The organism is Phytopseudomonas daroniae (genome assembly GCF_004327275.1).
GTDB lineage: Bacteria > Pseudomonadota > Gammaproteobacteria > Pseudomonadales > Pseudomonadaceae > Aquipseudomonas > Aquipseudomonas daroniae.
Genome location: NZ_QJUJ01000014.1, coordinates 1 through 26,675, shown reverse-complemented (window position 1 = coordinate 26,675; position 26,675 = coordinate 1). Strand labels below are relative to the sequence as shown.

Genomic DNA, 26,675 nt, shown 5'->3' with positions numbered 1-26,675 from the left:
AGGAGCTTCACCATGTCCATTCGCCGTTTCGCACTTGCCGCACTCGCCAGCGCCCTGGTAGCCGGCCCGGTTTCCGCCCAGACCCTGCTCAACGTTTCGTATGACCCGACTCGTGAGCTGTACGTCGAATTCAACAAGGCCTTCAACAAGCACTGGCAGGAACAAGGCAACGAAGCCCTGACCATCCAGCAATCCCACGGCGGCTCGGGCAAACAGGCCCGTGCGGTGATCGACGGCCTGCAGGCCGACGTGGTGACCCTGGCGCTGTCCGGCGACATCGACGCGATCAACCTGAACCAGGAGCTGATCGATCCGAAATGGCAGTCCCGCCTGGCCGACAACAGCACCCCCTACACTTCGACCATCGTTTTCCTGGTTCGCAAGGGCAACCCGAAAGGCATCAAGGACTGGGATGACCTAGTCAAGGATGGCGTCGAAATCATCACCCCGAACCCGAAAACCTCGGGCGGCGCTCGCTGGAACTTCCTGGCGGCCTGGGCCTATGCCAAGAAGCAGTACGGCAGCGACGAAAAAGCCCTGGAATACGTGACCGAGCTGTACCGTCACGCTCCGGTTCTCGACACCGGCGCCCGCGGTTCGACCATCAGCTTCGTGCAACGTGGCCTGGGCGACGTGCTGCTGGCCTGGGAAAACGAAGCCTACCTGTCGCTGGCCGAAGAAGGCGGCGACCAGTTGGAAATCGTCACCCCGTCGCTGTCCATCCTCGCCGAACCGCCGGTAGCCGTAGTCGACAAGAACGTCGACCGCAAAGGCACCCGCAAGGCCGCCGAGGCCTACCTGCAGTACCTGTACAGCGATGAAGGCCAGCGCATCGCGGCGAAGAACTTCTACCGCCCGCGTAACGCTGAAGTGGCTGCCGAGTTCAAGGATCAGTTCAAGGATCTGGAACTGGTCACCATCGACAAGGACTTCGGTGGCTGGGCTTCCGCACAGCCCAAGTACTTCGACGACGGCGGCGTGTTCGACGACATTTTCAAGAAGATCAATCAGTAAGTTCAGCCCGATCGACGAAGCCCGTCATTCCTGAAGGAATGGCGGGCTTCGCTCTGCGGACCTGATCAAAAGGACTCTCCATGTCTCGTCGAACCTCCTCGGTCATACCCGGCTTCGGGCTGACTCTGGGCTACACCCTGACCTATCTCGCCCTGGTGGTGCTGATCCCGCTGGGCTCCATGTTCCTCTTCTCGCTGCAGTTGTCGCTGGAGCAGTGGTGGAACCTGATCACCAATCGCCAGGTGCTGTTCTCTCTCAAGCTGTCCTTCGGCACCGCCCTGGCGGCAGCCCTGCTCAACGGCATTCTCGGCACCGTCATCGCCTGGGTGCTGGTGCGCTACACCTTCCCTGGCCGGCGCATCATCGATGCCATGGTCGACATGCCGTTCGCCTTGCCCACCGCGGTGGCCGGTATCGCCTTGACCGCTCTGTATGCCCCCAACGGCATGATCGGCTCGCTGTTCCCCTTCAAGATCGCCTACACCCCACTGGGCATCACCCTGGCGCTGGTGTTCGTCACCCTGCCGTTCGTGGTGCGCACCCTGCAGCCAGTACTCGCGGACTTCCCCAAGGAAGTCGAAGAAGCGGCTTCCTGCCTGGGCGCCAAGCCGCTGCAAGTGTTCTGGCACGTGCTGTTGCCGAGTCTGCTGCCCGCCTGGATCACCGGATTCGCCCTGGCCTTCGCCCGCGGTGTCGGTGAGTACGGTTCAGTGGTATTCATCGCCGGCAACATTCCGATGAAGACCGAGATTCTGCCGCTGCTGATCGTCTCCAAGCTGGATCAGTACGACTACCCGAGCGCCACCGCCATTGGCGTGCTGATGCTGGTGGTCTCGTTCATCCTGCTGCTGCTGATCAACCTGCTGCAGCGCCGCATCCAGCCGCAAATCTGAGGAGCCCGTCATGAGCCTTGCAACCCTTAGCAAGAACACGGCTGCGCGCCCGGTACGCCGCTCCCCCGGCGCCATCGCCCTGATCGTCATCGCCTGGGCGGTGTTCGCGGTGATCCTCGTGCTGCCGTTGTACATCGTCGTCACCCAGGGCCTGAGCCGTGGCCTGGCGTTTTTCTGGGAAGCGATCCGCGAGCCGGACGCCATTTCCGCGCTCAAGCTGACCCTGCTGGCCACGGCCATTTCCGTGCCGCTGAACCTGGTGTTCGGTGTCGCTGCGGCCTGGTCGGTGACCAAGTTCGAGTTCCGCGGCAAGAGCGTGCTGGTCACCCTGATCGACATGCCGTTCTCGGTTTCTCCGGTGGTCGCCGGCCTGATCTACGTGCTGCTGTTCGGCGCGCAGAGCAAGCTGGCGCCCTACCTGCAGGATCAGAACCTGCAGATCATCTACGCCGTACCGGGCATCGTCCTGGCGACCATCTTCGTCACCTTCCCCTTCGTCGCGCGCGAACTGATCCCGCTGATGGAGGAACAGGGCACTACCGAAGAGGAAGCCGCTCGCCTGCTCGGCGCCAATGGCTGGCAGATGTTCTGGCATGTCACGCTGCCTAACGTAAAATGGGCGCTGGTTTACGGCGTGGTGCTCTGCACGGCGCGGGCGATGGGCGAGTTCGGCGCGGTATCGGTGGTTTCCGGGCACATTCGCGGTTACACCAACACGCTGCCGCTGCACATCGAGATTCTCTACAACGAATACAACATCGTCGCCGCGTTCAGCGTGGCCATCCTGTTGCTGGTCATGGCCCTGGTCGTGTTGCTGCTTCGCCAATGGAGCGAAGCGCGCCTGAGCCGGCAGCTCAAGGCGAATCAGGACGATTGAATCATTCCGCCGGTTGCGCCTGAGCGCAGCCCAGGCAACACAGATCAGCAGGTGTAACCCATGAGTATTCAAGTTCAAGGCATCAACAAGCACTTTGGCCAGTTCAAGGCGCTCAACGACATCAACCTGAACATCAACAGCGGTGAGCTGGTGGCCCTGCTCGGCCCGTCCGGCTGCGGCAAGACCACCCTGTTGCGCATCATCGCCGGCCTGGAAGTTCCGGACAGCGGCAGCATCGTGTTCCACGGCGAAGACGTTTCCGAGCACGACGTGCGCGATCGCAAGGTCGGCTTCGTGTTCCAGCACTACGCCCTGTTCCGCCACATGACCGTATTCGACAACGTCGCCTTCGGCCTGCGCATGAAGCCCAAGGGCGAGCGCCCGAACGAAAACGTGATCAAGAAGAAGGTGCACGACCTGCTCAATCTGGTACAGCTCGACTGGCTGGCCGACCGCTACCCGGAGCAGCTCTCCGGTGGCCAGCGCCAGCGTATCGCCCTGGCCCGTGCGCTGGCTGTGGAACCCAAGGTGCTGCTGCTCGACGAACCCTTCGGCGCCCTTGACGCCAAGGTGCGTAAAGAGCTGCGTCGCTGGCTGGCGCGCCTGCACGAAGAAGTGCACCTGACCAGCGTGTTCGTGACCCACGACCAGGAAGAAGCCATGGAAGTGGCCGACCGCATCGTGGTGATGAACAAGGGCGTGGTCGAGCAGATCGGTTCGCCGGGCGAGGTCTACGAGAAGCCGTCCAGCGACTTCGTCTACCACTTCCTCGGTGACGCCAACCGCCTGTATGTCGGCGACGACCACCACGTGTTGTTCCGCCCGCACGAAGTGCATTTGTCCACCGAACCACAGGCCGACCACAAGGCGGGCGAAGTGCGCGATATCCGCCTGCTCGGTGCCATCACCCGCATCACCCTGAAGGTCGAAGGCCAGGACGAACTGATCGAGGCCGAAGTGGCCAAGGATCACCTCAGCCTGGACAACCTCAGCCGTGGCGCCACCCTGTACTTCAAGCCCAAGGGCGGCAAACCGGTCACCGCGGCCAGCTAAAAGCCTGCACCACACCGTGCCCCAATGGGCACGGTGATCACCCGGGCGCCGATGACCAGCGCCGATCCATTCTCGCAAACCACTTCCGTTGACCTAACATGGGGCTCTGCCACCCTATGGATGCGTTCGCATGCTCACCTTCGACGGCCTCGCCGCCTACCTGCCGCTGATCCTGTTCACTTTTCTGCTCGCAGGTATGATCAAGGGCGTGGTCGGCCTCGGTCTGCCCACCATAGCGGTCGGTTTGCTGGGCCTGGTGATGATGCCGATGCAGGCGGCGGCGCTGCTGATCATTCCGTCGATGGTCACCAATATCTGGCAACTCTGCGACGGCCGTAGCCCGCTACCGATGATGCGCCGTTTATGGCCACAGCTGCTGGGTATCATGGTCGGCACCCTGGCCACCGGCTTCTACCTGCAGGGCCAGAACCTGCCGAACGCCACACGCTGGCTGGGTCTGGCGCTGATCCTCTACGCAGTACTTGGCCTGGCATCGGTGCGTTTCGCCGTGAGACCGGCTCATGAAGGCTGGCTGGCCCCGCTGATCGGCGCCACGACTGGAGCGATCACGGCAGTGACCGGCGTGTTCGCGATTCCCGCGGTGCCCTATCTGCAGGCCATCGGCCTGGAAAAGGACGACCTGGTGCAGGCCCTCGGCCTGTCGTTCAGCGTCTCGACCCTGGCCCTCGCGCTGAGCCTCGGGCACAGCGGCGAACTGCTGCAGCCAGCAGTGCTAGGCATATCCGCCCTGGCGCTGTTGCCAGCCCTTCTGGGCATGGCCGGCGGCCAATGGCTACGCCGGCGCATCAGCCCGGAGCGCTTCAAGCGCTGGTTCTTTATCGGCCTGCTACTGCTCGGCGCGGATCTGGCGCTGCGCGGTGGATTCTGAGGCCACGGGTCAGCAGCGCCAGCTACACGCATCATGCCGGCAACGGCTGAGAACGCCTCAGACCGATCAGCTCCAGCTCGAAGAACAGCGCCACCAGCGCGGCCTGAGCGCCGAGGAACAGATAACCGATCAGGTTAGGCGCCACCCAGCCACTGAGCAGCAGGAGCACGCTGTCGATCACCCACAGGGCATTGATGGCGAGCACGGCCCATATCGCGTAGCGATTGAGCGTTGTGCGGCTGCCCAGCCACAGCAGAAACGCCGCCAGGGGCAGCAGGGTGAGGCCGGCAGCGAACAGCAGTTCGCTCGGCAGTTGCAGAAAGGCGCCCCACCAGTCGCGGGCCAGAACCAGCGAGACACCGGTGCAGGCTCCCGCCAGACCATCGACGAGCAGAGCGCGGCTGAGCAGCAGAGAAGGTTGCAGCGTATTCATGATCGTTCCTCCGGATGTGACGCCGGGATCTGGCGCCGGCATCCAGATTTGCCTGATCGACGCGGCCCGTCGATTACCTGCCAGGTAATGGCTGCGATGACGTTGCTGGGCTATCGTTCAGCCCATGAATGCCCCCATCCATTGCGTCGGCGCCCTGCTGCGCCAATGGCGCCAACGTCGTCGCCTCAGCCAGCTCGACCTCGCCTGCGAGGCCGATATTTCCACACGCCACCTGAGCTTCATGGAAACCGGCCGCGCCCGGCCGAGCCGCGAGATGCTGCTACGCCTGGCCGAACAGCTGGAGATCCCCCTGCGCGAACGTAACCGTCTGCTCACCGCCGCTGGTTATGCCCCGATGTTCAGCCAGCATGGTCTCGCTGACCCGGCACTGCAGGCCGCACGCAGCGCCATCGATCAGTTGCTCAAGGCCCACGAACCCTACCCGGCCCTGGCTCTTGATCGGCACTGGAACCTGCTGGCGGCCAACGCCTGCATCGCCCCGTTTCTCAGCGACATCAGCCCGCAACTGCTCGGGCCGCCACTCAATGTGCTGCGCGTCAGCCTGCATCCACAGGGCCTGGCACCGCGTATCGTCAACCTGGGGCAATGGCGTGCCTACCTGCTCAATCGCCTGCGCAGCGACATCGACAGCAGCGCGGATGCGCAGTTGCAGACACTGCTGGAGGAACTGGAAAGCTATCCGGCACCAGCCTGCGACCCGCAGCCATCAGCGGATAGGGTGCTGATGCCGCTGCAATTTCGCAGCGACCTGGGGGTGATCAACCTGATCAGCACCACCACGGTATTCGGCACACCCACCGATGTGACCCTGGCCGAGTTGGCTCTGGAGACCTTCTTCCCCGCCGACCCGGAGAGTGCCGAGCGGCTGCGTGGCCTGACCCAGACGCAGCCCTGAGCGGCTCAGACCGTGGCGTTCCTGCCGCGGATGCAGGTCGGCCCGGCGCGCTGTACCACCGCCTGCTCCACCTCATGGCGCAGGCCTAACAGAAAGGCGGCCTCGGCTACCACGAACAGTGGCCCGACCATCAGCCCCATGATGTCGTCGACGAAAGCCGGCTTGCGCCCCTCATAGAAATGGCCGATGAACTGGATGACCCAGCCGATCACGAACAAGCCGAGCCCGGCACTCAACCACAGCAGCGTACCGCTCGTCGCCAGCACGGCGCCGGCCCACAGGCTGAGCCCGAGCAACAACGCCATGACCAGCCCGAAACGAAGATCCAGGCGCACATAGAACCAGACGGCCGCCAAGGTCACCAGGGTCGCCGGCGACAGCCACACATCAGCCACGGGCAGGCCAGGCCGCGACAGCAGCACGGCTACCGCCAGCACGATCATGGGAACGCCGATGAAGTGGCTGACGATGTTGCGCCGATCGCGGTGATAGGTCGCGTATTGAGCCAGATGGTCGACCAGAGTTTTCATTATTGTTCTCCAAGGCAATGGTCAAGCGATAATGAACCCGCTACCCGGCCGCGTACTGTCAGGTAGCCGACAAACCGGGAGCCCTTATGACCGACTTGCACGCCCACCTGCTTCAGGGCCAGTGGTTCGCCGCTCTGCCCGCCGCTCTCCAGCAAGCCTTGCTGGAAATGGGCCAGGAGGTTCACCTGGAGACCGGCCAGCGCCTGTTCCGCCGCGGCGATGCGCCCAGCGGCTTGTACGCCGTGGTGAGCGGCGCCATACGCATCGGCGCGGTCAACCGCCAGGGCAAGGAAGCCCTGCTGACCCTGATCGAACCACCGTACTGGTTTGGCGAAATATCCTTGTTCGACGGCCAGCCACGTACCCACGACGCCTTCGCCGAAAGCACCAGCACCCTGCTGCGGGTGCCCCAGGCCGACCTGCTGGCATTGCTCGACGCGCACCCCGGCTACTGGCGCGACATCGCCCTGCTGATGGCCCACAAGGTACGTCTGGCCTTCATCACGCTGGAAGAGATGAGCCTGTTGCCCGCCGCCCAGCGTCTGGCCAGGCGCCTGCTGTTGATCGCCGAGCATTATGGCGAAACCCAGGGCCCGCGGCGCATCATCCACCTGGCCCAGGAACAGTTGGCACTGATGTTGGCGATTTCCCGGCAGACCACCAACCAGATTCTCAAGGAGCTGGAAGCCCAGAGTATCCTGCGCCTGACCTATGGCGAAATCGAGATTCTCGACTTGCAGCGTTTGCGTGATGCCGCGCAATAGAATCTGCCGGGCGGAAATGGCCGGGGATAATTGCACAGTGACGCTCTTTGCCGCTTCTAGCAGGCCGTTGAAAAAACGTAGGCGAGGCAGAAACAGGCGAAAAAGCGGAGTTTACGAGTTGTAAATGAGCATTTTGATGGGGGCGCCTAGCCTGGACTCGAACACGAGCCTGTTTCTAACGACGTAGCGGCAACGCAGGTAGTTTTTCAACAGCCTGCTAGCGCAGCTTCTCCAGCATCTGGTAGTACCACATGCCCAGCGCCAGCATGGGGTTACCGAACACGTCGCCCATTGGCACCTTGATATGCGAGCAACCTGCGAAGGTGTCGAAGCGCGCCAGTTCGCCGCTCATGGCCTCGGCCATGATCTCGCCCATCACATGGCTGGTGGCGATGCCGTGGCCGGAGTAGCCCTGGCAGTACCAGACGTTGGGCGACAGCTTGCCCAGTTGCGGGATACGGTTCATGACGATACCCATGGCGCAGCTCCACTGGAACTCGATGGGCACGCCTTTCAGGCTTGGGAAGGTGCGCTCGATGCCGGGCCGCAGCTCAGCCGCAATATCCCGCGAATCGCGCCCTGAGTAGTTGGCACCGCCACCGAACAGCAGGCGGCCGTCGGCGGTCAGGCGGTAGTAGTCGAGTACGAAACGGCAGTCGTAGACGGCCAGATCATGGGGGTTGATCTGCGCCGCCAGCTCGCCTAGCGGCGCGGTGGTGACGATGCCGCCCATGGCCGGGAAGATCATGCCCTTGAGCTTTTCCGGCTCCAGCTTGTGGTACACGTCGCCGGCCAGCAGCACCTGATTGGCGACCACCCGCCCCTCGGCCGTCACCAGCGTCGGCGTGGCGCCGTGCACGATCTCCAGCACCGGCGAGCGCTCGAACAGCAGCGCGCCCAGGCTGTGTGCCGCTCGCGCTTCGCCCAGGCACAGGTTCAGCGGATGCAGGTGCAGGTTGCGGGTGTTCTTCAGCGCGCCGAGGTACAGATCGCTGGCCAGATGGGCGCGCACGCCGCACGCATCCAGCAGGGTCACGTCCGCTTCCATGCCATGGCTCAGCGCCTCGTCGTAGGAGGCGCGCAGTTCGTTCAGGTGCGCCGGTTTCATCGCCGCGTGCAGGTGGCCGTGCTTGAGGTCGCAGGCGATGCCGTAGCGGCGCACACGCTGCTCGATGATGGCGTGGCCGCGCCAACGCAGGTTCCAGATGAAGTCATCGACCTCCCCGCCCAGCCGCTTGCGCATCTGCTTGGCCATGGCGGTGTCGCCGGACAGGCTGCCGGTGACCTGCCCGCCATTGCGCCCACTGGCGCCCCAGCCGATGCGATTGGCCTCCACCACGGCCACCTTGAAGCCGCGCTCGGCCAACTCGACCGCGGTGGCCACGCCGGTGAACCCACCACCGATGATCGCCACATCGACCCGCACCTCACCCTGCACGCTCGGGTAGTCGCTTTCCTGGTCGATGCTCGCGCTGTAGTAGGACGGGCTGCGCTCGGCTGCCGTCGCCTTGTCTCTCATGTCAGTTCCTTAGCGGCACGCCTGGGCGCGCCGTGATTATCATGTTTTGCAAGTTCACGCCTGATTGAGGTACCAGCGCCAGTCCTGCTCGCCGACTTCACTCATGAAGCGCCGGCGCTCCTCGCGCTTGACCGCCAGATACACCCGCAGAAACTCCGCCCCCAGGGCATCGGCCGCCCAGGTCGAGGCCTGCAACGCACACAGCGAGGTCAGCCAGTCGGTCGGCAGCAGGGTCGTGGCCTGGGCATAGCCATTGCCTTCGATTGGCTCGCCAGGATCCAGCTCCTCGCTGATCCCGCGATGAATGCCGGCAAGAATCGCCGCAGCAGCCAGGTAGGGGTTGGCGTCGGCGCCGCAGATACGGTGCTCGATATGCCGGGTCACCGCCGGGCCGCCCGGCACACGCAGGCTGACTGTGCGGTTATCCACACCCCAGCTCAAAGCCAGCGGCGCGTAGCTGTTGGCCTGAAAACGCCGATAGGAGTTGGCGTTGGGGCAGAACAGCAAGAGCGAATCGAGCAGGCTGGCGAGCATGCCGCCAACCGCATGACGCAGCAGCGGCGTACCCGCAGGCGCCTCGCTGGCGAACAGATTGCGGCCCACGGCGTCGTTCAGGCTGACATGCATGTGCATGCCGGTACCTGCCAGGTGATCGAACGGCTTGGCCATGAAGCAGGCCTGCATGCCATGCCGGTGAGCCACGCCCTTGACCAGGCGCTTGTAGCGCACCGCCTGATCCATGGCCTGCAGCGCATCGCCATGCTCCAGGGTGATTTCCACCTGCCCCGGCGCATACTCGGAAATCGCCGTGCGCGCGGGGATGCCCTGGGCCTTGCACGCGGCATACAGATCCGCGAGAAACGGCTCGATCTGCTCCAGTTCGCGCAAGCCGTAGACCTGAGTATTGCGCGGCCGCCCACCATCGGCATCCAGGGCCGGCTGCGGGTTGCCACAGGCGTCGCGTTTGGCATCGAGCAGGTAGAACTCCAGCTCGCAGGCCATCACAGGGTGGAAGCCCTCGGCCTGTAGCCGCTCGATCACCTGCACCAGCACGTGGCGCGGGTCGGCGACACTGGCCGGCATGCCTTCCTGCGGGTGCATGCTGACCTGCACCGCAGCCGTGGGGATCAGCCGCCGGGGCAGGCGCACCAGGCTGCCGGCCAGGGGGTAGGCACGGCAATCGATGTCGCCGACGTCCCAGACCAGGCCGGAATCCTCCACGTCATCACCGTTGATGCTCAGGCCGAGGATGGTACTCGGCAGCGGTCGCCCGCTGCGGTACACGGCGAGCAGCTCGTCACGGTGCAACAGCTTGCCGCGCGGCACACCGTTGGCGTCGATGATGAACAGTTCGAACAGCTCGATATCGGGGTTCTGCGCGAGGAAATCCTCGGCGTCCTGCAGAGGCGCGAATTGCATGATGGCTTCTCATATGGCCACGGGCGACCGTCACGGGTGACCCGGATCGACTTGTCGGCTGGGAGTGAACAGCCATGGGTGTCAGGAGGCGAGAAGAACATCCGGCGGGCGGGCGTGGCGGCAATGCCAGAGTGCCCAGAAGGCGAGGGTCTGCGGCAGCCCCGTGGGCTCGGGTGCCCGCCCCTGCGAGCACAAGGCTGGCAGAGCGATGAGAGGGGCAGAAGTGCAGACCGGGATAGGCATGCCCGCGAGGCTCGCACGTGCCGACAGTCAGGTTAAATCGTTATTACCGCACCTTCAGATAGCCAGCCGCTAAACAATGGACTGTCACGGCTCCGGTTTGTAGCCCAGCCGTAAGCCACCCCAGTGCTTGCCCTGCACATGGATCGGCACCGACAGATCGTGCATCAGTTCGCCGGTATCGCGCATGTAGGTCTGCAACAACAGACGCTGCTGGTGGCTGCCGCAGCGGATGCCGGTGCGGTCGTTGAACATGCGCTTGCTGCGGCTCTTCACGGTATCCACCGTGCGGTCGCCGGTGGGCGGATGGTTGAACGCCTCGTTGTGGGTCGGCACGTAACCTTCCGGTGTGGTGGCGATGGCGAAAACCAGGCCTTCGTGGCGTTTGAGCAGGGGTTCCTGGATGGCTGGCAGCACCTGATCGGCATGGCTGTCGAAGCGCGTGCGGAACTTGGCCGGGAAGCAATTGGGGATCGGCTGGTACTGACGGTCGAACAGATCCGCCAGGCTGATGCGCCCGGCCTGGATATCCGCCTCGAACTGCCGTCCAATCGCCGCGGCGCCTTCCAGAGCGAGGTCATAGATGCGCTGGTGATAACTGTCCAGCCCGACGCTGGCCAACTGCTCGCTGACGCTTTCCGCCTGGCCGACCAGTTGCTCGGCAGCCTTGCCCAGTTGCCGGGTCTGGTCTTCGCTGCTGCGCACGTCACCGCGCAGTTGCTCGACCGCCACCAGCAGCTCGGCCAGGTGTTCGTGGTTGCTGGCCGTACCGGCGCTGATCTGCGCCACCTGGGTATCGACGTCAGCCGCCAGGTCGGCGATGCCGCGCAGTTGCTCGCCGGTGAATTCGATCTGCCGGGCGGCCGCTTCCAGCTCCTCGGCCTGACGCTGGATATGGTTGACCACCGCCGTGCTCTGCTGGCGAATATCGGCGACCATCTGTCCCACCTCCCCGGTGGCGCTGGCGGTACGACCGGCCAGGCTGCGCACCTCGTCGGCGACCACCGCAAAACCACGGCCCTGCTCACCGGCGCGGGCGGCTTCGATGGCGGCATTGAGCGCCAGCAGGTTGGTCTGGCTGGCGATGGACTGGATCACCTGGGTGACCTGTTCGATCTGCTCGGTACGCGCGCCAAGGCCATCGATCAACTCGCGGCTGGCGGCCGCCTGCGCGCTGAGCTGCTGCATGCGGCTGATCGCCTGCTGCAACTCGGCCTGGCCAGTGGCACTGCTGGCGCGCACGGTCTGCGCGGCGCCCAGGGTCTGGCCGGCGCGCTCGGCATTGCTCTGTTCGGTACGGGTCACGGCGTGGGCACCTTCGCCGATCTGCTCCACCGCCGCCAGCTGCGACTGCAACTTGCCGGCCAGTTGCTGCACGGTGAAGGCCACCTGGGCCGCTGACAGGGCGTTATGACAGGTGTGTTTCGACAGGCTCTGGCTCAGCTCATCCAGCGAGGCCGCCGGCGCAGGGTCAGCGGCTGCTGGCACCGACCGTCGCCAAGCCCCCAACCAGGGCCATAGCGCCAGCAGTAGCAGCGCGATAGCACCGATATAGGCAGGCATCTGTACCTGCTGCCAGACCACCAGCAATGCCAGTAGGCCGAGCACGTGCAGAGCCAATGCCAGCCGGTCACGAGTAAATCCAGAACCCATGGCGAACCTCTTTGTTTTTATTGTGCCGGGATGTCGGTCGCGGCAAGCGTGCCGGCGAATAGCCGAATGCCCTGTTCAGTTCATCGGCAGCGCAGGACGGATCTGTAGAGGCACGGCAGCCGCTCGGACGAGTTGACCACCCCATCATGCGCCGAGATATGGCACTTTGGTAGCATAGGGCGATCGCGGCAAAGGAACGTGGGTCAGCGCTTGAGGCTATGGCGCTTGACGAACGCCCGGTCGAAGTAATCCTTGCAGCGCCCGTAGAATTGCCCGCCCGCACTCCATTGGCGCCAGCCGAACAACGCACCGCCATCACCACTGGCCAGCAGCAACGGGCGCTGGCCGCTCGCCTTGTAATCTCGCAGCGACCCGCCGCGCAGTGCGGCTGTCAGGTTGGCTGCAAGCACCGGTACCTGGCGCATCGAGTACAGCCCGCTCTTGCGAACGCCAGGCAGGTTGGCGCAATCGCCCACGGCGAAGACCTGCGGATGGGAATGGCTCTGCAGCGTCGGGGCGGTGTGCACGAAACCGTCGGCATCGCAGCTCAGGCCACTGCCGGCGATCCAGGGAAAGGCCTGGGCGCCGCTGGCCAGCAGCAGCCGGCCACCGCGCCACACCGCAGCTTCGCCGCTGATCAGGCAATCGCCGTCGATACGGCTGATCGGGCAATGCTCGCGCACCTGCACGCGGCGCATACGCAGATGGCCCCAGGCACGCATCCGCAAACCGGCACAGTGACCGGCCAGCAGCGGCTCACCACAGAACAGCGCCAACTGCGGCACCTGGTCGGCCAGGGCCAGGGCCATTTCCACCCCCGCCACGCCGCCGCCGAGAATGGCCAGGGGCTGCGGATCATTTTTCCAGACCCGCCAACCGGCAATGAAGCTGTCTACCGGTTTGACGGCCAGCACGTCCATCGCGTCGCCTTCACGGGGCGGGCAGGCGACCCGGTCGCCGGCGTTCAGCGACAGCCAGTTGCCGTGCAGCACACGGCCATCGGCCAGGCTCAGTTGGCGTGTGGCGGCGTCCAGCGACGTAATTGGCGCGACGATCAGTTCGACCTGTGCGGCCTGGCACAACGTGACCAGGCCGATCTGACAATCCTCGGCACCGTAGCGACCGGCTACCAGGCCCGGCAGCATGCCGGCGTACCAAGTGTGCTCGGCACTGGCCACAAGACCGATCCGACCCGCCGGCCGCTCGATCAGCGCCCAGCGCCGCAGAACCCCGAGATGGGCCGGGCCTGCGCCTACCAGCAACAGATCGTAGTCAGTCATCTACACCGATATCCTTGTGAGAGCCTGGGCAGAGCGGCGCGGGGCCACCCACGGGAACGCAGAACGAGCTTTGACCGAAATGCACACGGAATGATCCGCCGCACCCGGAGCATGGCGGCAGCGAGCCGCTTCGAGCAAGAGAAGAGACGCTTGGGACAGGCTTTCGACACATTTTTACGGCGTGATTTCTGTCGAGCTCAGGCTGCTGGAGTCCCAGCAGGTAATCGCTCGAACACGCCCGGGTCGAGACGCAGCAAGCGCACGCAACGGGCGTCATGTAGAGCACTGGGGCTCTGCGACGCATCGAGGGCGACGACCTGACCGACGAGGTTGAGCACCAGCGCCTCACGGGAGAACACGCCACGGTTGAGGCTGTAATAGGCCGCTACCAACTCGCGCAAACCGAAGGGCAGGAGCCAGCGGATGCGCAATGCAGAGCCGAAACTGGCGGCACGCAGGCGGATGCTCTGCTCGATGTCCTCATCACTCAGGCTGCCCCCGGCGTCCTGCCAATCCTGCATGCAGCGCAACAGCGCCAGCTCGCCGATGTTGTGCAACAACCCTGCGGTGTAGCAGAGCTCGGCATCCAGCGACAGCTCGCAGGCCAGCCAGTGGGCGACCTCGGCGCTGCGCTGGGCTGCGGCCCAGGTGCGCACGCCCTGCTCGGCCAGACGCGGGTCGCTGAGCCGTGCATTGCGCTGCACGGACAACCCCAGCACCAGGTTCAGGGTGCGTGCCACACCCAGGCGTGGCAGGGCCTGGGCCAGGGTCTGACAGGGTGAACCATTGTGGCGGGCGGCACTGTTCGCCGCTGCGATCAGGCAAGCGGTGATTTGCGGGTCGCGGGCGAACACCTGTTCCAGCTCACCCAGGCTCGGTTCACTGCTGTTCAGGCACTGGCTGACCGAGTCGCGTACCGAGGCCAGCAGCGGCGCGCCCTGCCCTTTTTCGCGCAAGGTATCCAGATAGTCCTCGAGCCTGTCCACCAGCAGCGGACGAATCGGGCACAGCAGCTCTTCGCCGTCACTGAGCAACAGCCCGGCCAGACGCTGGCGCAGTACTTCGGCATTGAAGGGTTTGGCCAGGTAGGCAGTGGGTAACAGCGGCTTGGCGGCGCGCACGCTGTTGGCGTCCAGCCGGCCACTGATGAGGATGAACGGCAGCGCCGGAGTACGCGGATGGCGACGCAACCGGCGCAGCAACTCCAGGCCATCGACACCCGGCAACTCGCTGTCGGCGATCACCAGCTCCGGCAGGCGTCGTTCGCAGAGCGCCATGGCAGCCTGGCCATCGCCGACACGGATCACCACGGCATCGCAGCGTACATCGAGCACCAGCTGCTCAAGCAGATTGGCCGTCCAGGGATCGGGATCAGCGATGAGAACTTCCGGGGCGCTAGCCGCTGCAGACATCAAGAAACCTCGTTACATCGGAGCGAAGACAACGGCCAACTGACAAGGCCGCTGATCGATCCCCGCATCCCTGGGCATATGAGCAGGCTGACACAACCGTCAGCCACGAAATAGAGCAGTCTAAAACGCGGCTCTGCGACCTGTCATATAAAAACCGCAGGCAAAAAAAGACCCGCCAGCGGCGGGTCTTGTTCAGGCTGAGCTCAGGCGAGTTCGTCGAAGCACTCGGCAACGATGGCGATGCCTTTCTCCAGTTGAGCGTCCGGGATGGTGACCGGCATCAGGAAGCGCACCACGTTGTAGTAGGTGCCGCACGACAGCAGGATCAGGCCCTTGTCGCGCGCCTTGGCGACGATCTTGCCGGTCAGCTCGGCAGCCGGCTTGCTGTGGTCGCCGTCTTCGAACAGTTCGATGGCGATCATCGAACCCAGACCGCGTACGTCACCGATCACCTTGTGTTTGGCGGCGATGTCGCGCAGGCCGGCCTTGAGCTTCTCGCCCACGGCATTGGAACGATCGAGCAGCTTCTCTTCGTCGAACACTTTCAGCACGGCCAGGGCCGCGGCGCAGGCGATCGGGCTACCGGCATAGGTGCCGCCCAGGCCTCCGGGCGCGATCTTGTCCATGATCTCGGCCTTGCCGCTGACGCCGGAGATCGGGAAACCGCCGCCGACGGACTTGGCGAAGGTGGTCAGATCCGGGATCACACCCAGTTGCTCGGTGGCGAAGAAGGTGCCGGTACGACCAGCGCCGGTCTGCACTTCGTCAGCGATCAGCAGGATGCCGTGCTGGTCGCACAGGGCACGCAGACGCTTCATGAAGGCTGGCGAGTTGACGTAGAAACCACCTTCGCCCTGAACCGGCTCGATGATGATCGCGGCGATGTCCTGAGGCTGGGCATCGTTCTTGAAGATGCGTTCGATGCTGGCGATGGACTCGTCTTCGCTCACGCCATGCAGCTCGCACGGCGCCTGGGCGCGGTACACACCGGCAGGCATCAGGCCCATGCCGGCGGAGTACGGCGCAACCTTGCCGGTCAGCGACAGGGTCATCATGGTACGGCCATGGTAGGCGCCGGTGAAGGCGATCACGCCAGCGCGGCCAGTGGCGGCACGGGCGATCTTCACGGCGTTCTCGACGGCTTCGGAGCCCGAGGTGACCAACAGGGTTTTCTTGGCGAAATCACCCGGTACGCGCTTGGCGATTTCTTCGCACAGCTCGATGTAAGGCTCGTACGCCAGCACCTGGAAGCAGGTATGGGTCAGCTTGGTCAGCTGTTCCTGAACGGCCGCGACCACTTTCGGGTGCAGGTGGCCGGTGTTCAGAACGGCGATGCCGCCGGCGAAGTCGATGTACTCACGGCCTTCGACGTCCCACACGGTGGCGTTCTCGGCACGCTCGGCGACGATCGGGTGGATCTGGCCGACGCCACGCGGGACGGCGGCCTGGCGGCGTTGCAGCAGGGATTCGTTGGTCTTGCTCATGGCTTCCTCATTCACCGCTCATCGTCGGTGTGGTTCAAGGATGACGCATCCCGATACAGCCACGGCAGCATGCGATGATCGACTGCCGGGCCTTGCGGGATACAGGGGAAAATACGTACTGGCGCCGCTGGAAAGCGGCGCCAGGTGGATCAGATACTCAGGCAGAGGTACTTGATTTCCAGGTAATCCTCGATGCCGTACTTGGAGCCTTCACGGCCCAGGCCGGACGCCTTGATGCCGCCGAACGGCGCCACTTCGTTGGAGATCAGACCGGTGTTGATGCCGACCATACCGTATTCCAGGGCCTCGGCCACGCGGAACACGCGGCTCAGGTCACGGGCGTAGAAATAGGAGGCCAGGCCGAACTCGGTGTCGTTGGCCATGGCGATCACTTCGGCTTCGTCCTTGAAACGGAACAGTGGCGCCAGCGGGCCGAAGGTTTCGTCCTTGGAGACCAGCGCATTCTTCGGCACGTCGGCCAGAATGGTCGGCTCGAAGAAGGTACCACCCAGGGCGTGGGTCTTGCCGCCGGAGAGGATCTTGGCGCCTTTGGAGACGGCGTCTTCGATGTGCTCCTTGACCTTGGCCACGGCCTTCTCGTCGATCAACGGGCCGGTGGTGGTGCCATCTTCCAGGCCGTTGCCGATCTTCAGCTTCTCGACCGCGATCTTGAGCTTCTCGGCGAAGGCGTCGTACACGCCGTCCTGCACGTAGATGCGGTTGGCGCACACGCAAGTCTGACCGTTGTTGCGGTACTTGGAGATGATCGCGCCTTCGATGGCCTTGTCCAGGTCAGCATCGTCGAACACGATGAAGGGCGCGTTACCACCCAGCTCCAGCGACACTTTCTTGATGTCCTGGGCACACTCGGCCATCAGTTGACGACCGATTTCGGTGGAGCCGGTGAACGACAGCTTGCGCACGATCGGGTTGCTGGTCAGCTCGCTGCCGATGTCGCCAGCGCTGCCGGTCACCACGCTGAACACACCAGCCGGAATGCCGGCACGGGTGGCCAGCTCGGCCAGGGCCAGAGCGGAATACGGGGTCTGCGAAGCCGGCTTGAGCACCATGGTGCAGCCAGCGGCCAGGGCCGGGCCGGCCTTGCGGGTGATCATCGCCGCCGGGAAGTTCCACGGGGTGATGGCCGCGGTAACGCCGATCGGCTGCTTGATCACGATCAGGCGCTTGTCGGCCTGGTGACCCGGGATGGTGTCGCCATAGATGCGCTTGGCTTCTTCGGCGAACCACTCGATAAAGGACGCCGCGTAGGCAATTTCGCCCTTGGCCTCGGCCAGCGGTTTGCCCTGCTCGATGGTCATCAGGCGAGCCAGATCGTCCTGGTTTTCCAGCATCAGTTCGTACCAGCGGCGCAGCTTGGCGGAACGCTCCTTGGCAGTCAGGGCACGCCATGCCGGCAACGCCTTGTCAGCCGCTTCGATGGCACGGCGAGTCTCGGCCGCGCCCATCTTCGGTACATTACCAACGATCTCGCCAGTGGCTGGATTGTTGACCTTGATGGTCTGTCCGCTGTCGGCATCAGCCCAGGCGCCGTCGATGAAAGCCTGCTGGCGGAACAGTTGGGCGTCTTTCAGTTGCATGGCGGTCTCCTCTATCCTGGCACCACGGTGCCAGGAGATGACGAAAGAAGCTGGGAGCGAACCCAGGTATGGTTGGGTTGGAGCGACAGGTTACCTACTGCCTGGCAGTTCGAACGGAGGGTGACGCCCAGAGTTCAGCTTGGCCAACACCATCGTTTGAAATATCAAACAGATCCTAAGATCAGAAGGGTTAAAGGGCAATAGTCCGTTCAAGAAAATTAACAGACCAGCCGATCACTGGCGCTCGAACAGGCTTTCTTTATAGCCGAAGCCAGCCTTCCCTACCCGCCGAACAAGCCCGCCAGCAGCATGGACGCACGCCAGCGACATGCGTATGATTGCGCCCCGCAACGCACCAGTAGCTCAGCTGGATAGAGTACTGCCCTCCGAAGGCAGGGGTCGTGGGTTCGAATCCCGCCTGGTGCGCCAGATCATTGTTTCTAGTTGTCTACAGATGTCTACGAAACGCCCTACAGAGCCCGCCCCGTGCGGGCTTTGTTGTTTCTGGTTGTCTACTCTTGTCTCCCCTTATAACCTCGCTCCCTGTATCCCAGGGTGTATCCCTGGGCGCTCTTAGAACTGGAGGGATACACGGACGTGAAACGCTCCGAAATCAAGCGCCGACCACTCAGCGACACGGTTTTGGCGAGCATCGAACCCGAGACCCGCGAGTATCGCGAACTCGACACCAATGGCCTGTACCTTCGTGTGAAGCCGGACGGCCAGAAGTCCTGGCAGCTGAGGTACAAGAACCAGCAGTCCAAGTGGAGCTGGATGGGGCTTGGCGGTTATCCGCAAGTCAGTGGTTCGCTGGCCAGAAAGAAGGCTACCGAGCTGCGCAAGGAGATCGCCGATGGCGGAGACCCCATCGCCAATCGCAAAGCGCGTGCAGCGGCAGAGCTCGAGGCAGCAACCAACACATTCGAGATATTGGCCCGAGAGTGGCTCGAACTGCGCACGCCGACCTGGGAGCCCAGCACGGCACGCCGGAATACTGGCTCTCTCGAGCTGCACGTTTTCCCTGTCTTCGGCAAACGCCCCTACACCGAGATCACGCCCAAGCAGTGGATGGACTTCCTGCAGACGCTCGAGCGCAAAGGCATCCTCGAGCAGATGAAGCGGGTGCGTCGTGCCTGCAAGGAAATCTATGACCTGGCCCGCGTCACCGGCCGGGCCATCCATAACCCTCTGGAAGGCCTCAGCCGCTTCCTGCAGAGCAAGCCAGCCGAGAACTATGCCCACGTCACCGCCCAGGAGCTGCCTGACCTGCTACGGGCCATCAGCGCCTATCCACACGCGGCGGATCTGCGGCTTGGCCTTCGCCTGCTGATGCTCACCGGCGTCAGGCCCAGTGAGCTGCGTGAGGCGCCCTGGTCTGAGTTCGATTTGGCCAAGGGCCTATGGAGCATCCCGGCCGAGCGGATGAAGAAGCGCCGCGATCACCTGGTGCCGCTGTCACGGCAAGCGCTCGAGGCGCTGAAAGAGCTGCAAACCATCAACGGCCGTTACCCGCTGCTTTTCCCTGGGCGAAACGACCGCAAGAAGCCGCGTAGCAACATGGCATTCAACATGGCACTACGTCGCATGGGCTATGACGGCCGACAGACCGGCCATGGCTTCCGCCACATCGCGTCCACCACGCTGCGCGAGAACAACTTTCCTCGCGAGCACGTCGAGGCGCAGCTGGCCCACGTCGAAGGAGGCGTTTCCGGAGTTTACAACAAGGCGATCTACCTCGAGCAGCGCAGGCAGATGATGCAGTGGTATGCGGATCACCTCGATAAGCTGGAAAAAGGCAACGTCATTCAAGTCTGCTTTGGAAAAGAAACCTCAAATGCAAATGAATGAGCTTTGGACCGTTAAATCGCTTGAGTCCGGCTTGCTTATCTGGAAAGCCAGCGAGGTCGACGCTTTCAGGAAGCAGCAAAAGTGGGAAATGGAGATATTTATTTGCCACTACAAACTCATCCTCAAGAACAACAGAGAACGGCGCTGGCTATTGAAAAACAGTCCAGCCTTTACTGTTTTCAAAATGCTAATGCAAGCCTGCAAAAAATACTTTTCATTAAGCCCTAGACATGACGAGATTGGAAACCACCTCGAAAACATAAACGCTCCTTCCTACAGAGCCCCGCGAGAAATAAAATTAGGCAGTGACATCATTCGCATCAACTACCACAAAAACTCTGAAATGGAGCCAGTAGCACAGGCCCTTGCAAGCGCAGCAGAATCGGCATACAGGCTATCATCGTGGAAGGAAAAACAGTGCACAGAAGACCTAGAGGCACTTTGTTACAACCTTCTGCTCATGAGCTGTTACGCTCAAGAAGATGAAACCACGAGAAAACGACAAGCAGCAGCAGACAGTAGGGCAGGGAAAGGTGGAGCACTAGCTGCCAAGTACTTCTCTCGTCAATATGTACTGAGCTATTACCAGAATTTTCGCGGACGTGGAGGCCGCTCAAAAATCGTCAAAGAAATACAGAAAGAGTTATTAAAGAATACTGATCCGAAAAGTTGGGCCGCTGAGGGAGAGAGAGCTAGGCGCACAATAAGAGAGTGGATAGAACCCCAACTTACAGAAATATATAGGAATGCCCCAGTTCTCGTTGTAGACGAAAAACCTATTCGCATGCCGATGATCGAACACAAGCTGCCTTGGTACGACTGACTCCTGCCCTTCCCCGCGTAACACTGTTACGCCCTGTTCCACCACCGCCATTCAAAGCATCGTCTCTCTACTCGCAAACAGCGCCACTGGAGACAGAGATGCTTTCAAAAAGCAGCACTAACGCACATAGCCCAGACTTATGGACACCAGCCCAAGCCGCTCAAGAGCTAGGCGTCTCAACTCGTACCCTCTCTGCTTGGAGAAGCAGCGGACGGCATGCCCTACCGTACGTAAAAATCGGCCGACTTGTCCGATACCGCGCATCTGACATCGCCGACTGGCTGCAGGCCAACGTGCATTGCGGCAAGGGGGTCGCTTGATGGCCCGTTCAACTGCCGGCCGGCAAACGGCCAACAGTACGAGAGGTTGTGAGCGCGCTGCTTACAACCCTAATCGGTTCCTGTCTTGGGCGGGATCAATGATGCTTGGGGCGTCCAGATTCGGAGCCCAGATCGCCATGAACGCCACCCCAAAAACCCGAACTCAAGCCCAGGCAAAACGCTGCTGCCCGGACTGCGGCGCAGCGCTGATCAAACGCAGCTCCACCAGCTACCATCCGCTGATGTCGTCCACCTACCTGGTGTGCAAAAATCCGGTCTGCGGCGCCACCTTCACCGGCACGGATGAGATCACGCACCGCCTGAGCCCGCCGAGCAATCCAAACCCGGCGATTGCCCTGCCCTATGCGCCGAGCAACGCACGCCGTAGCGTGCTGCAGGAGCTGGGGCTACCGATGGAGCGCGACCAGCAACCTGCTCAAGCATGCCTTGAACCAGCTACCGCTGCGAGAAGACAGAGTTCGACGTTGCATTGCCATACAGCATGCTCGACGCCTGGGCACAGTTCGCTGACTTCGCAGAGCGCATTGGCCAGGCCATTGGCGAGCGGCAAGCACTGGATCGTCTGATGATCGGATTTAACGGCACGCACGCTTCGGCCGAGACTGATCGCGAAGCCTACCCACTGCTGCAGGATGTGAATATTGGCTGGCTGGAGAAGATCCGCAGCAAAGCACCTACCCAGGTCAAAGCCTCAGGTGCGTCAGCAGGCAAGCTGAAGATCGGCGCAGGCGGTGACTACCCTAACCTTGACGCCGTGGTGTATGCAGCCATCCAATTGCTCGCTCCTTGGCATCGCAAACGTCCAGATCTGGTGGTACTGATTGATCGTGATTTGCTGCATAGCAAGTCATTGATCAACATCGAGGGCACGGCCGATAACGTCAACGAGCTGGCATTGAACCGTATCCTGAGCAGCGGACTGATTGCAGGCATTGCCCATCGCGACGCTCCGTTCTTCCCTGATGGGAAATTGGTCGTTACGACACTGAGTAATCTCTCGATTTACTACCAGAAAGAGACCATGCGCCGCTTCATCACGGATGACCCAAGCATCAACCAGGTGAGCGACTTTCAGTCCCTGAACGAAGCCTACGTGATCGAGGATTACGGGCTGGTGGCCATGGTCGAGAACCTCGAGTTCGTTTAGCCAGAGAAACGCCTACCAAGCGCTCAACCTGAATTGGTAGGCCAACACGAGACGCCCCCCAAAGCCGCCTTGCGCGGCTTTCTTTTTGCCAGCTTACAGCGCCGGTCTGAGTCACTCCCGATCCCGGCCTGGGTCACCCCAGCCGGCGGCGGCAACTCCGTTTGCCCCCGGCGCGCGCAATTGTCCCCCCACCACACCTGGCCGCTAAATGTGTCGCTTTTTCTGCAGGCCTGCAGAAGGATCAAGGCCAAGTAGGGCGGGGCTAGCCGGAACTGGTATTGAGGAAAATTTCCCTGCATTTCCCTGCATTTCCCTGCACACCCTACGTGAACGAACACGTCCTAGCCCGAGGTGAGATGTATCGTGGCACGTACCATCGCAAAGCAAGCTGTTCACACCGTATACAAGGCTTAAGCAATCTTGATAGCGTGACCACCTCGAACAATTCGCGGATCTATATCAGGCGATGACCTCAGGGGTCGCTACACAAGATCCAAACGTAGAACTCTCAGTTTCTAAGGTAAAAGGATGAACCGACAAAAATATTTTAATTACGTAGAGCGGAAGCTGAACGAACTAGCTGTTCGAATTGACACGAGAGCTAAAGCGAATATTTTAGACCTCAACATTCACTCAGAATCCTTCTATCTTCACTTAATAAATAAAATTATGACATGGAGCCTAGAAAGCCTGAACACCACTGTATCAAACACCGAAGCAATAGACCTCGCCGACCATCTGCGAAAAATAATACTGCAAATATCATCAACATCTACAAAGGCAAAAATAGAGTCATCGTTAAGCAAAATAAATGACACATATGACAACTACAACTTCAAGTTTCTTTCTATCTCAAAAGATGCAAGCAATCTACGAACGCTGAGCTATAAAAACCCAAGCAAAGCAAAATTTAGTCCGCAAGAAGACACTTTAGATATACGTTCGCTACTCAACTCATTTCTTAACCTAGACATAGCAACACAAAGAGAAGTTTATGAGCAGGTTCGAAGTGAGCTTGAAGTAGAAATTCCGTCCCGAAAGACTGAAACGAACCTTGCACAGATAATTAATGTACTAGCACAACTCGACTGGAACGAATCAGATATCCACGTTGAGGTAACCCCTTATAAGATAGAGGACAAAATCAAACACAATGATCTAGATACTGCACACTGGATCGTTGAAGATTACAAAGTACATAACAGTCGACTAGACAAGATATATACTGAGTTTGATCGTCAGGGAGCCAATAAGAGCAGGTCTGTTCTCCATTCAATTAGAACCATATATCATAAAAACAGGGGCACGCTTTCCGGAGACGAGCTTTTCTATAAGATAACAGAACAAGTAGAGCTAGCAATTCAGGAAAGTGCCAACTACACTAGCATTCCAAAGGATGAGCTCTGCCTTTGCGTAAACATTTTAGTTGTAGATGCCTTTATCCGCTGCAAGATATTTGAGAACCCTGAAGGATACGAAGCAAATGTTGCTGCCCGATAATATACACCCGAACCAGACTGTCTATTATAACGGTGCGCACGTGCTAAATATTATCCAGCAATCAAACCCAATCAGGCCTTTAGATCTCTACATAGAGACAAAAACAAGTCATGATATAAGCATGTCCCTTTTTATACTTTGCCTAGACTGGCTTTTTATCTTGAACGCAATAAAGGTTGGAGAACAGGGAAGAATTGAGCTATGTATCTGAAACAGCTGAAAATAGCATCTCCAACTCACACTATACGTGAAATAAATTTCCACAAGGGAATCAACTTAATTGTTGATGAAACTCCGCCCACCGATGGGAAAGAAACAGGTAACAACGTTGGAAAAACAACAGTCTTGATGCTCATAGACTTTTGCTTAGGCTCCAGCCCAAAAAATATATACACAGACCCTGAAAATAAAAAAGAAGAACACAAGGTTGTAAAAGCTTTTCTGATTGAGAATGAAATCGTTATAACGCTTACGTTAAAGCGCGACCTAGATGATGACTCATCCGAAGAAATTAAAATCGAAAGAAATTTTTTGGCAAGAAAACGTAAAGTTCAAAAAATCAATGGTTTAAAAAAGACTGATGACGAGTTTGAGGAGGCGCTCACCGAGATACTCTTCGAGGGGCATTACGGCCAAAAACCAACATTCCGGCAAATAATATCTCACAACATTCGCTATCGAGACTTAAGCCTTACGAACACTCTTTATAATCTCGACAAATTTACTAGAGACGAGGAGTACGAAACACTTTATCTATTCCTTCTTGGCTGCAACTTTACAGAAGGGGACAGCAAGCAGGATCTGCTAAACAAAATCAGGATAGAACAATCATTCAAAGCAAAGCTTGAAAAAAACCAAACAAAATCTGCGTATGAGGTCGCCCTCAACATCATAGATAGCGAAATCAACGAACTAAACCATAAAAAAAGAACACTAAATTTAAATGAAAATTTCGAAAACGATCTAAATCTTTTAAATGAAATAAAATATGAAATCAATAAAATAAGCTCTGAAATTGGAAGACTTAATATTAGGCATTCTCTGATCAAAGAGGCAGAGAGAGATATCCTTGAGACTAAGACAGAGATTAATACGGACGAATTGGCAGCACTATATGACCAAGCTGCGGCCCTGATACCAAACATTCAGAAAACTTTTACAGAGCTTTGCAACTTCCACAACCAGATGGTAGCGGAGCGTGCTCAATACCTTTCCAAAGACATTCCAAAACTTGAAAATGACATCCGTTCCAAGTCAGAGTTCTTGAAGCGCCTTCTTGAAAAAGAGGAAGAGATCGCTAAATCAATATCTCAAAGCGTGTCGTTTGAAGATCTTGAAATTATAATCTCAGACCTGAATGGAAAGTATCAAAAGAAAGGTGAGTATGAAAGTGTCATACAACAACTTGAAAGCGTAGATCAAGAACTCGCAAAATATCGTAAAGAGCTTGCAGAAATTGACGAGCTATTATTCTCTCAAGAGTTTGAGAAAATAATAAAAGACAGAATTGATATGTTCAACATACTATTCTCGGCAGTATCAGAAGAACTGTATGGAGAAAAGTACGCCCTTAAAGTTGACCAAGTCAATTTTAAGGGTAAGCATATTTACAAATTCAGCGCATTCAATACAAACTTTAGCTCTGGCAAAAAGCAAGGCGAAATATCTTGCTTTGACATCGCCTACACATTATTTGCAGATGCCAATAACATCCCTTGCTTTCATTTTCTTCTTAACGATAAAAAGGAACTGATGCATGACAATCAGCTACTTAAGATCGCAGAATTAGTAAATAAAAATGGTATCCAGTTCGTCGCATCAATACTTAGAGACAAATTACCGGCGGAGTTGAACAAGGAAGAGTTATTCGTCGTCAAGCTATCTCAATCGGATAAGCTTTTCAGGATCGAACAAAATAATGCATAAAATGCACACAGATGAAGAGGCCGTGTATCCCCAGGTGTATCCCGACGGCTCCACAAACAAATAAAATTCTTATAAATCAGACAGATAAAATATTGGTTAGAGGCACGCCTGCGCCAGACAGACAAAGATAGAAGGCTCAGGTGAAAACCTGGGCCTTTTTCGTTTAGATCCCCCCAGCTGTCACCCGCTTAGCCCCGAAAGCCTGGATTACCGACAGCTACGGCGTTGAAACCTTCACTTACCACCCGACTCGCGCTGTCCGTTTTCTGAGTTGTCTGTTGCGGCAGAGAAGACACCGTCGATGCCCTCTGCTGGCATCACTACTTTCTGAGCTGCCTGTAGGCAGTGCAGGTCGGCCCTCCTTTCGTGATCGACCTCAACCTTTTCTGAGCTGCCTATACGGCAGTGAAGCGTGGGTGCTTCCTACCATGCGCTCTCTCCCATTTCTGAGCTGCCTATACGGCAGTGAAGCGAGTGGTCGTAGCTGCCCTTCACGTACTGCATTTCTGAGCTGCCTATACGGCAGTGAAGTGACACTGCGCAGCCACGGGAACGGTAATAGCTTCCGCCTGTTTATTCGCCATGGCCCACTACTCGATGCCCCTACCCACGGCCCACTCAGCAGCTACGGCCTCAGCGCCCAGGTCAGCATCCCCTGGTTCTGACCCTTTTTTCCGCATACAAACGGAGTCCTTGCAAAATCAATGGTTTGCAAGCAGCCCCAGGAAAAGGGTTTGCCATGGATAGGCAGTAGATATGTTTAATAAACAGATAGTTAGCGAATAGTAGCTCTTCTTCACTGCCGTATAGGCAGCTCAGAATGCGCGCATTTGAAGGCATTAAGAATAAGCGGACTTCACTGCCGTATAGGCAGCTCAGAAAAATCCGGGGTGTGGATTGGCAAGGATGTTGCGCTTCACTGCCGTATAAGCAGTCCCCCAGCGCCTACGGCTTCCCTCCCGTAGCCTGCGGCCTTTTTCCCGCGCCATAAAGACGAAACCCCAGACCTCTGTCGAGATCTGGGGTTTCTTATAGAAGCTTGACGATGACCTACTCTCACATGGGGAGACCCCACACTACCATCGGCGATGCATTGTTTCACTACTGAGTTCGGGA

At 59.5% G+C, this 26,675-nt stretch carries 25 protein-coding genes, 1 tRNA gene and 1 rRNA gene; 17 read left to right on the top strand and 10 right to left on the bottom strand.

Annotation, left to right across the window (positions count from 1 at the left end):
• The first annotated feature begins 12 nt into the window (after nucleotides 1-12).
• The 5 genes from DNK10_RS24000 to DNK10_RS23980 all read left to right on the top strand — a co-directional run bounded on the left by DNK10_RS24000 (nucleotide 13) and on the right by DNK10_RS23980 (nucleotide 4,726).
• A complete protein-coding gene (locus tag DNK10_RS24000) occupies nucleotides 13-1,014 on the top strand; it encodes a sulfate ABC transporter substrate-binding protein (RefSeq protein ID WP_131178313.1) in 1,002 nt (333 codons plus the stop codon).
• Nucleotides 1,015-1,094: 80 nt separating this feature from the next.
• Nucleotides 1,095-1,907, top strand: a complete 813-nt coding sequence (gene cysT, locus DNK10_RS23995; protein ID WP_131178314.1) for a sulfate ABC transporter permease subunit CysT — start codon at nucleotides 1,095-1,097, stop codon at nucleotides 1,905-1,907.
• Nucleotides 1,908-1,917: 10 nt separating this feature from the next.
• Nucleotides 1,918-2,784 (top strand): sulfate ABC transporter permease subunit CysW, encoded by an 867-nt coding sequence (cysW, locus tag DNK10_RS23990; RefSeq protein ID WP_131178315.1) that lies wholly within the window; start codon nucleotides 1,918-1,920, stop codon nucleotides 2,782-2,784.
• Nucleotides 2,785-2,844: 60 nt separating this feature from the next.
• Nucleotides 2,845-3,837, top strand: coding sequence for a sulfate/molybdate ABC transporter ATP-binding protein (locus DNK10_RS23985; RefSeq protein ID WP_131193289.1), 993 nt, complete (start codon nucleotides 2,845-2,847; stop codon nucleotides 3,835-3,837).
• A gap of 130 nt (nucleotides 3,838-3,967) precedes the next feature.
• The gene (locus DNK10_RS23980) at nucleotides 3,968-4,726 is read left to right on the top strand and encodes a sulfite exporter TauE/SafE family protein (RefSeq protein WP_131193288.1); all 759 of its coding nucleotides are present in this window, start codon (nucleotides 3,968-3,970) and stop codon (nucleotides 4,724-4,726) included.
• 31 nt (nucleotides 4,727-4,757) lie between these two features.
• Here the strand turns inward: DNK10_RS23980 and DNK10_RS23975 are convergent, their stop codons facing one another.
• The gene (locus DNK10_RS23975) at nucleotides 4,758-5,159 is read right to left on the bottom strand and encodes a hypothetical protein (protein ID WP_131193287.1); all 402 of its coding nucleotides are present in this window, start codon (nucleotides 5,157-5,159) and stop codon (nucleotides 4,758-4,760) included.
• Nucleotides 5,160-5,283: 124 nt separating this feature from the next.
• On the opposite strand from DNK10_RS23975, the gene DNK10_RS23970 reads away from it, so the two are divergent.
• A complete protein-coding gene (locus DNK10_RS23970) occupies nucleotides 5,284-6,075 on the top strand; it encodes an MmyB family transcriptional regulator (protein WP_131193286.1) in 792 nt (263 codons plus the stop codon).
• A gap of 5 nt (nucleotides 6,076-6,080) precedes the next feature.
• On the opposite strand, the gene DNK10_RS23965 is transcribed toward DNK10_RS23970, so the two are convergent.
• Complete coding sequence (locus DNK10_RS23965) at nucleotides 6,081-6,605, bottom strand: Mpo1 family 2-hydroxy fatty acid dioxygenase (RefSeq protein WP_131193285.1); 525 nt, start codon at nucleotides 6,603-6,605, stop codon at nucleotides 6,081-6,083.
• Between the two features lie 86 nt (nucleotides 6,606-6,691).
• Here DNK10_RS23965 and DNK10_RS23960 point away from each other — a divergent pair, with 86 nt between their 5' ends.
• Nucleotides 6,692-7,369, top strand: a complete 678-nt coding sequence (locus tag DNK10_RS23960) for a Crp/Fnr family transcriptional regulator (protein WP_131193284.1) — start codon at nucleotides 6,692-6,694, stop codon at nucleotides 7,367-7,369.
• Between the two features lie 217 nt (nucleotides 7,370-7,586).
• On the opposite strand, the gene DNK10_RS23955 is transcribed toward DNK10_RS23960, so the two are convergent.
• The 7 genes from DNK10_RS23955 to gabD form a co-directional block, all read right to left on the bottom strand.
• Entirely contained in the window at nucleotides 7,587-8,888 is a 1,302-nt protein-coding gene (locus DNK10_RS23955; RefSeq protein WP_131193283.1) for an NAD(P)/FAD-dependent oxidoreductase, read from the bottom strand.
• A 54-nt stretch (nucleotides 8,889-8,942) separates the two neighbouring features.
• Nucleotides 8,943-10,307, bottom strand: a complete 1,365-nt coding sequence (locus DNK10_RS23950) for a glutamine synthetase family protein (protein ID WP_131193282.1) — start codon at nucleotides 10,305-10,307, stop codon at nucleotides 8,943-8,945.
• A gap of 327 nt (nucleotides 10,308-10,634) precedes the next feature.
• Nucleotides 10,635-12,200, bottom strand: coding sequence for a methyl-accepting chemotaxis protein (locus DNK10_RS23945; RefSeq protein ID WP_131193281.1), 1,566 nt, complete (start codon nucleotides 12,198-12,200; stop codon nucleotides 10,635-10,637).
• A 203-nt stretch (nucleotides 12,201-12,403) separates the two neighbouring features.
• Nucleotides 12,404-13,480 carry an FAD-dependent oxidoreductase gene (locus tag DNK10_RS23940; protein WP_131193280.1) on the bottom strand — a complete coding sequence of 359 codons (1,077 nt, stop codon included), beginning with the start codon at nucleotides 13,478-13,480 and terminating at the stop codon, nucleotides 12,404-12,406.
• Between the two features lie 197 nt (nucleotides 13,481-13,677).
• Entirely contained in the window at nucleotides 13,678-14,892 is a 1,215-nt protein-coding gene (locus DNK10_RS23935; protein ID WP_131193279.1) for an HDOD domain-containing protein, read from the bottom strand.
• A 203-nt stretch (nucleotides 14,893-15,095) separates the two neighbouring features.
• Nucleotides 15,096-16,376, bottom strand: coding sequence for a 4-aminobutyrate--2-oxoglutarate transaminase (gene gabT / locus DNK10_RS23930; RefSeq protein WP_131193278.1), 1,281 nt, complete (start codon nucleotides 16,374-16,376; stop codon nucleotides 15,096-15,098).
• A 149-nt stretch (nucleotides 16,377-16,525) separates the two neighbouring features.
• Complete coding sequence (gene gabD / locus DNK10_RS23925; protein ID WP_131182478.1) at nucleotides 16,526-17,974, bottom strand: NADP-dependent succinate-semialdehyde dehydrogenase; 1,449 nt, start codon at nucleotides 17,972-17,974, stop codon at nucleotides 16,526-16,528.
• 352 nt (nucleotides 17,975-18,326) lie between these two features.
• On the opposite strand from gabD, the gene DNK10_RS23920 reads away from it, so the two are divergent.
• The 10 genes from DNK10_RS23920 to DNK10_RS23875 all read left to right on the top strand — a co-directional run bounded on the left by DNK10_RS23920 (nucleotide 18,327) and on the right by DNK10_RS23875 (nucleotide 26,224).
• Nucleotides 18,327-18,403 (top strand) — tRNA-Arg (locus tag DNK10_RS23920).
• Nucleotides 18,404-18,571: 168 nt separating this feature from the next.
• On the top strand, nucleotides 18,572-19,822 hold the full coding sequence (locus DNK10_RS23915) for a tyrosine-type recombinase/integrase (protein WP_131193277.1): 1,251 nt from the start codon (nucleotides 18,572-18,574) through the stop codon (nucleotides 19,820-19,822).
• Nucleotides 19,809-20,645, top strand: a complete 837-nt coding sequence (locus tag DNK10_RS23910) for a hypothetical protein (RefSeq protein WP_131193276.1) — start codon at nucleotides 19,809-19,811, stop codon at nucleotides 20,643-20,645. Before DNK10_RS23915 ends, DNK10_RS23910 begins: the two co-directional genes overlap by 14 nt.
• Before the next feature lie 98 nt (nucleotides 20,646-20,743).
• Nucleotides 20,744-20,965, top strand: a complete 222-nt coding sequence (locus DNK10_RS23905; protein ID WP_131193275.1) for a helix-turn-helix domain-containing protein — start codon at nucleotides 20,744-20,746, stop codon at nucleotides 20,963-20,965.
• 137 nt (nucleotides 20,966-21,102) lie between these two features.
• Nucleotides 21,103-21,552 (top strand): ogr/Delta-like zinc finger family protein, encoded by a 450-nt coding sequence (locus DNK10_RS26240; protein ID WP_244216314.1) that lies wholly within the window; start codon nucleotides 21,103-21,105, stop codon nucleotides 21,550-21,552.
• Complete coding sequence (locus DNK10_RS23895) at nucleotides 21,468-22,133, top strand: phage major capsid protein, P2 family (protein ID WP_244216313.1); 666 nt, start codon at nucleotides 21,468-21,470, stop codon at nucleotides 22,131-22,133. The genes DNK10_RS26240 and DNK10_RS23895 overlap by 85 nt, the downstream gene beginning before the upstream one ends.
• A gap of 528 nt (nucleotides 22,134-22,661) precedes the next feature.
• The gene (locus DNK10_RS23890) at nucleotides 22,662-23,633 is read left to right on the top strand and encodes an ABC-three component system protein (protein ID WP_131193273.1); all 972 of its coding nucleotides are present in this window, start codon (nucleotides 22,662-22,664) and stop codon (nucleotides 23,631-23,633) included.
• Nucleotides 23,566-23,844, top strand: a complete 279-nt coding sequence (locus DNK10_RS26435; protein ID WP_425273877.1) for an ABC-three component system middle component 6 — start codon at nucleotides 23,566-23,568, stop codon at nucleotides 23,842-23,844. Before DNK10_RS23890 ends, DNK10_RS26435 begins: the two co-directional genes overlap by 68 nt.
• Nucleotides 23,835-25,559 carry a DUF2326 domain-containing protein gene (locus DNK10_RS23880; protein ID WP_131193271.1) on the top strand — a complete coding sequence of 575 codons (1,725 nt, stop codon included), beginning with the start codon at nucleotides 23,835-23,837 and terminating at the stop codon, nucleotides 25,557-25,559. The genes DNK10_RS26435 and DNK10_RS23880 overlap by 10 nt, the downstream gene beginning before the upstream one ends.
• Before the next feature lie 428 nt (nucleotides 25,560-25,987).
• On the top strand, nucleotides 25,988-26,224 hold the full coding sequence (locus DNK10_RS23875) for a type I-F CRISPR-associated endoribonuclease Cas6/Csy4 (RefSeq protein WP_131193270.1): 237 nt from the start codon (nucleotides 25,988-25,990) through the stop codon (nucleotides 26,222-26,224).
• A 372-nt stretch (nucleotides 26,225-26,596) separates the two neighbouring features.
• Here DNK10_RS23875 and rrf read toward each other — a convergent pair.
• Nucleotides 26,597-26,675, bottom strand: a 5S ribosomal RNA gene (gene rrf / locus DNK10_RS26430); the annotation flags it as partial.

Excerpts from the sequence above, each read along its gene's own strand:
- DNK10_RS26435 (WP_425273877.1), top strand. The coding sequence starts at position 23,566 with ATGCCTTTATCCGCTGCAAGATATTTGAGAACCCTGAAGGATACGAAG.
- DNK10_RS24000 (WP_131178313.1), top strand. The coding sequence starts at position 13 with ATGTCCATTCGCCGTTTCGCACTTGCCGCACTCGCCAGCGCCCTGGTA.
- DNK10_RS23940 (WP_131193280.1), bottom strand. The coding sequence starts at position 13,480 with ATGACTGACTACGATCTGTTGCTGGTAGGCGCAGGCCCGGCCCATCTC.
- DNK10_RS23875 (WP_131193270.1), top strand. The coding sequence starts at position 25,988 with ATGCGCTCTCTCCCATTTCTGAGCTGCCTATACGGCAGTGAAGCGAGT.
- DNK10_RS23895 (WP_244216313.1), top strand. The coding sequence starts at position 21,468 with ATGCTCGACGCCTGGGCACAGTTCGCTGACTTCGCAGAGCGCATTGGC.
- DNK10_RS23880 (WP_131193271.1), top strand. The coding sequence starts at position 23,835 with ATGTATCTGAAACAGCTGAAAATAGCATCTCCAACTCACACTATACGT.
- DNK10_RS23905 (WP_131193275.1), top strand. The coding sequence starts at position 20,744 with ATGCTTTCAAAAAGCAGCACTAACGCACATAGCCCAGACTTATGGACA.
- cysT (WP_131178314.1), top strand. The coding sequence starts at position 1,095 with ATGTCTCGTCGAACCTCCTCGGTCATACCCGGCTTCGGGCTGACTCTG.
- DNK10_RS23970 (WP_131193286.1), top strand. The coding sequence starts at position 5,284 with ATGAATGCCCCCATCCATTGCGTCGGCGCCCTGCTGCGCCAATGGCGC.
- DNK10_RS23955 (WP_131193283.1), bottom strand. The coding sequence starts at position 8,888 with ATGAGAGACAAGGCGACGGCAGCCGAGCGCAGCCCGTCCTACTACAGC.
- DNK10_RS23910 (WP_131193276.1), top strand. The coding sequence starts at position 19,809 with ATGCAAATGAATGAGCTTTGGACCGTTAAATCGCTTGAGTCCGGCTTG.
- DNK10_RS23945 (WP_131193281.1), bottom strand. The coding sequence starts at position 12,200 with ATGGGTTCTGGATTTACTCGTGACCGGCTGGCATTGGCTCTGCACGTG.
- DNK10_RS23975 (WP_131193287.1), bottom strand. The coding sequence starts at position 5,159 with ATGAATACGCTGCAACCTTCTCTGCTGCTCAGCCGCGCTCTGCTCGTC.
- DNK10_RS23950 (WP_131193282.1), bottom strand. The coding sequence starts at position 10,307 with ATGCAATTCGCGCCTCTGCAGGACGCCGAGGATTTCCTCGCGCAGAAC.
- cysW (WP_131178315.1), top strand. The coding sequence starts at position 1,918 with ATGAGCCTTGCAACCCTTAGCAAGAACACGGCTGCGCGCCCGGTACGC.
- DNK10_RS23980 (WP_131193288.1), top strand. The coding sequence starts at position 3,968 with ATGCTCACCTTCGACGGCCTCGCCGCCTACCTGCCGCTGATCCTGTTC.
- DNK10_RS23965 (WP_131193285.1), bottom strand. The coding sequence starts at position 6,605 with ATGAAAACTCTGGTCGACCATCTGGCTCAATACGCGACCTATCACCGC.
- DNK10_RS23935 (WP_131193279.1), bottom strand. The coding sequence starts at position 14,892 with ATGTCTGCAGCGGCTAGCGCCCCGGAAGTTCTCATCGCTGATCCCGAT.
- gabD (WP_131182478.1), bottom strand. The coding sequence starts at position 17,974 with ATGCAACTGAAAGACGCCCAACTGTTCCGCCAGCAGGCTTTCATCGAC.
- DNK10_RS23960 (WP_131193284.1), top strand. The coding sequence starts at position 6,692 with ATGACCGACTTGCACGCCCACCTGCTTCAGGGCCAGTGGTTCGCCGCT.
- DNK10_RS23890 (WP_131193273.1), top strand. The coding sequence starts at position 22,662 with ATGAACCGACAAAAATATTTTAATTACGTAGAGCGGAAGCTGAACGAA.
- gabT (WP_131193278.1), bottom strand. The coding sequence starts at position 16,376 with ATGAGCAAGACCAACGAATCCCTGCTGCAACGCCGCCAGGCCGCCGTC.
- DNK10_RS26240 (WP_244216314.1), top strand. The coding sequence starts at position 21,103 with ATGAACGCCACCCCAAAAACCCGAACTCAAGCCCAGGCAAAACGCTGC.
- DNK10_RS23985 (WP_131193289.1), top strand. The coding sequence starts at position 2,845 with ATGAGTATTCAAGTTCAAGGCATCAACAAGCACTTTGGCCAGTTCAAG.